Raw genomic sequence first — 3,092 nt, forward strand, 5'->3', positions numbered from 1 at the left:
GCACGCCCTAGGGCGTGTCTGAAGCAGCGACCCGGGCCGGCGAGCCTGCTCACCTGGGCCGATACATCGTTCCGGCGGCCGTCGAGGAAAATCGCCTTGCAGGCACAATGACCAGTGATTAATGTATCCGAGATGGCGACCGTTGTTCGATATTTCGGACGCTGCCGCCCGAGTCGATCGGGCCGCCGTCCACAGAGGCGCAGACTGGATGGAGTATTGCTGCCCTGCTGAGCGCTGTAGCGATGTGCGGAAGGCGACGTGATGGGACAAGGACGTACCGTGCCCGCGGTGGACCGGGCCGTGATGATTCTCAACCTGTTCCTGGACGGTGAGGGGTCGCGGACCGTCCCGGACATCATGGCGAAGCTCGAGCTGCCCCGAAGCACGACATATGAACTGGTACAGACTCTGGTCGCCAACAAGTACCTGCGGGCTGTCGACGGTTACGGCAACCGCTACGACCTGGGGTTACGTCTACTCGAGCTGGGGAGCACGTTCTCCGCGGGCATCGACCTCGCGGGGCAGGGGCGCGTCGTCGCGGAGCAGATCATGTCCCGGTGCGACGAGACCGTGCACATCGCCAGCCGAGACGGCCGCGACGTCATCTACCTGGTCAAAGCGGACAGTCCGCACGCCGTACGGATGGTGTCGGCGGTGGGACGGAGGCTGCCGGCACACTGCACCGCCGTCGGCAAGGCCATGCTCGCCGATCTCCCCGACGATGAGATCACACAGCTGTACCACGACATGACCGACTGGCCCAGCATGACGCCGAACACGATCACCAGCATCGATGGGCTACGGGCTCAGCTGGACCAGATCCGCGCCAGCGGGCTCGCGTTCGACGACTGCGAGTCCAACCACGACGTCAAGTGTGTAGCCGCGCCGGTCCGCGATGTCAGCGGAGCTGTCGTCGCCGGCATCAGCATCTCCGTGCCGGTCCATCGCGCGGACCGGCTCGACGACGAACTCGCCCGCCACGTGGTCGAAGGTGCCCACGACCTGTCGGAGCGGCTCGGATACACCAGAAGACGGAGCATTTCATGACGCCGACCCGCGACCAGCACGCAACGGCTTCGGCCGAGCCGATGCAGGCCACCCGCTCGTTCCTCGCCTCGCTAGGGCTGCCCGGGCGGGACCTTCCAGAGCTGCATTCCTCCGGCGCGCGCTTCGACGACGGCCGCCGGTTCCGCGTGGAAATACCCTCCGTCGAGAGGCCGGACGTGTTCGAGGCCGTCCTCAAGGCCGCCGAAGAGTTCGACATCCGCATCGACCGGGTCAGCCAGGGCAGCGGCATCATGCTGCTGACAGACCGCGAGATCGAGCGGATGGTCACGCTGGGCCGAGACAACGGGGTCGAGGTATCGCTGTTCACCGGCCCGCGGGCGGCATGGGACATCGGAGCTCAGACCGGCTCCACGTCCGGCAAGGTCCTCGGCGCCAGCCTGCGCGGCGCGGACCAGCTCGTCTACGGCGTGGAAGATGTGCGACGAGGGTGCGAGCTTGGAGTGCGCAGTGTCCTCGTGGCTGACGTCGGCCAGCTGTGGGTCCTCGCAGAGATGAAACGCGCCGGTGAGCTGCCCGCCGACCTCGTACTCAAGGTGTCCGTCTCGCTGCCCGTGGCGAATCCCGCCACCGCCCGGGTGCTGCAGGACATCGGAGCGTCGACGCTGAACCTCCCCGTCGACCTCCCGGTCTCCGCGATCGCCGCCATCCGCTCCGCCGTGTCGATTCCCGTGGACGTCTACATCGAGGGCACCGACGACTTCGGCTCGCCGGTGCGCCACTACGAGCTGCCGGAGATCGTCCGGGTGGCCTCCCCCGTCTACATCAAATTCGCGGTGCGCAATGCTCCGAGCCTGCACCCGTACGGAGGGCACCTGCAACGGCTCGCCGTCGAGACGGCTCAGGAGCGGGTCCGGCGCGCCGCGATCGGGCTCGGCATCCTTCGCCGGTATGACGCCGAGGCCGTCCAGGAGTCCGCGCGTCGGTAGCCAGCGCCTCCGATCAGGTGCGAAATCGCCGCTCAGACGTGCCTCTTTGGGGCATTGAGGGGCCCTTTTGTAGGAACCACCCAAAGTTACTTGGAAGACCTTGTTAACCGCCCCGACCCTTCTACGGACCGGTAGGCAGCAGGGTGGAAGGGTGTTGGTCATCGTCGCGCCCGGTCAGGGTTCCCAGTCTCCAGGCTTCCTCGCGCCTTGGCTTGAATTGCCGGCGTTCGCCAACCGGATCGAGTGGCTCTCAGCGGTGGCGGGCATGGACCTGGCTCACTACGGAACCAAGGCCGACGCAGAGGCCATCCGGGACACCGCCGTCGCCCAGCCCTTGCTGGTAGCGTCCGGACTCCTCTCGGCGCTCGAGCTCTTCCCCCAGCCGGCGGACGCGTTCACGTCGGTCGCGGCGGTGGCGGGCCACAGTGTGGGCGAGATCACCGCCGCCGCAGGTGCCCGTGTGATCACCGCGGAGCAGGCGATGGTGTTCGTGCGGGAACGAGGCCGGTGCATGGCCGACGCGTCCTCCGCGACCCCCACCGGTATGACCGCGATCCTCGGCGGCGATCCCGACGACGTGCTCAAGGGGATCGACGCGCTCGGGCTCACCCCCGCCAACATCAACGGCGCCGGCCAGGTGGTCGCTGCCGGCACCTACGAACAGCTGGACGCCCTGAACGACAACCCTCCGGACGGAGCCAGGCTACGTCCGCTGCCTGTCGCGGGTGCGTTCCACACACACCACATGACGCCGGCCGTCGAGACCCTCCGCCGCTACGCCAATGCCATCAGCACCCACGACCCGCGGACCCGACTGCTGTCGAACAAGGACGGTCATGTAGTGCATGACGGGCGCGAAGTGCTCAGCCGGATCGTCGACCAGGTCTCCAATCCGGTTCGCTGGGACCTGTGCCAGACCGCGATGGCCGACATGGGGGTCACCGGCATTCTGGAGGTGCCGCCGGCCGGCACACTCGTCGGACTCGCTCGCCGCGCCATCCCGGGCGTCGAGACATTCGCCCTGAAGTCGCCCGACCAGCTGGGCGACGCCCGGCAATTCGTGGAACAGCACGGCGACCCGAGCCCCATCACGGCCAG

At 67.5% G+C, this 3,092-nt stretch carries 3 protein-coding genes; all 3 read left to right on the top strand.

The genetic code is table 11. The features are described 5' to 3' along the window. Positions 1-261: 261 nt before the first annotated feature. Positions 262-1,047 (top strand): IclR family transcriptional regulator, encoded by a 786-nt coding sequence (locus tag ELR45_RS04800; protein ID WP_129663885.1) that lies wholly within the window; start codon positions 262-264, stop codon positions 1,045-1,047. Further along, entirely contained in the window at positions 1,044-1,994 is a 951-nt protein-coding gene (locus ELR45_RS04805) for a U32 family peptidase (RefSeq protein WP_205855974.1), read from the top strand. Before ELR45_RS04800 ends, ELR45_RS04805 begins: the two co-directional genes overlap by 4 nt. Positions 1,995-2,145: 151 nt before the next feature. After that, on the top strand, positions 2,146-3,092 hold a 947-nt coding region (locus tag ELR45_RS04810; RefSeq protein WP_205855976.1), incomplete at its 3' end, for an ACP S-malonyltransferase.

It is taken from the genome of Phytoactinopolyspora endophytica (genome assembly GCF_004138495.1).
GTDB lineage: Bacteria > Actinomycetota > Actinomycetes > Jiangellales > Jiangellaceae > Phytoactinopolyspora > Phytoactinopolyspora endophytica.